This is a genomic window from Halobacillus sp. B29, assembly GCF_052246755.1.
Taxonomy (GTDB): Bacteria; Bacillota; Bacilli; order Bacillales; family Halobacillaceae; genus Halobacillus; species Halobacillus halophilus.
Genome location: NZ_JBQQCM010000034.1, coordinates 1 through 570 on the forward strand (window position 1 = coordinate 1; position 570 = coordinate 570).

The window sequence follows — 570 nt, forward strand, 5'->3', positions numbered from 1 at the left end:
GTGCGCCCTTATTCACTTAACTATCGTCGTGAAAAGACGTTGTTTCGTTCGATGTTTCTGTTGAATGTCTTGTCATCACTAGCGTCTAAAACGCTATTGATTCCTTATCCAGTTTTCAAGGTTCACACCCATTATTTAGGGTTGAATATAAAACACAAAATCACACTTTGTGTTTAAGTCATTCATTTAAATGGTGGAGCCTAGCGGGATCGAACCGCTGACCTCCTGCGTGCAAAGCAGGCGCTCTCCCAGCTGAGCTAAGGCCCCAGAATTGAATGGTGGGCCTGAGTGGACTTGAACCACCGACCTCACGCTTATCAGGCGTGCGCTCTGACCAACTGAGCTACAGGCCCATCCAATTACTATAGGATTAAATATTTTAAATAGTTTAATCTCTCAAAACTGAACAACCAACCAAGTACGTCTTCCGTCCGGTTCAGCTCCCACGACCATCGGTCGTTTCCGCCTTTCCGGTTTCCTTAGAAAGGAGGTGATCCAGCCGCACCTTCCGATACGGCTACCTTGTTACGACTTCACCCCAATCATTGGCCCCACCTTCGGCGGCTGGCT

General features: G+C 47.7%; 2 tRNA genes and 1 rRNA gene. All 3 read right to left on the reverse strand.

The features are described 5' to 3' along the window. Positions 1-191 precede the first annotated feature (191 nt). Positions 192-267: transfer RNA gene (locus tag ACTWP7_RS20375), tRNA-Ala, on the reverse strand. Between the two features lie 9 nt (positions 268-276). Further along, positions 277-353: transfer RNA gene (locus ACTWP7_RS20380), tRNA-Ile, on the reverse strand. Positions 354-483: 130 nt separating this feature from the next. Continuing rightward, positions 484-570: ribosomal RNA gene (locus ACTWP7_RS20385) — 16S ribosomal RNA — on the reverse strand; the annotation flags it as partial.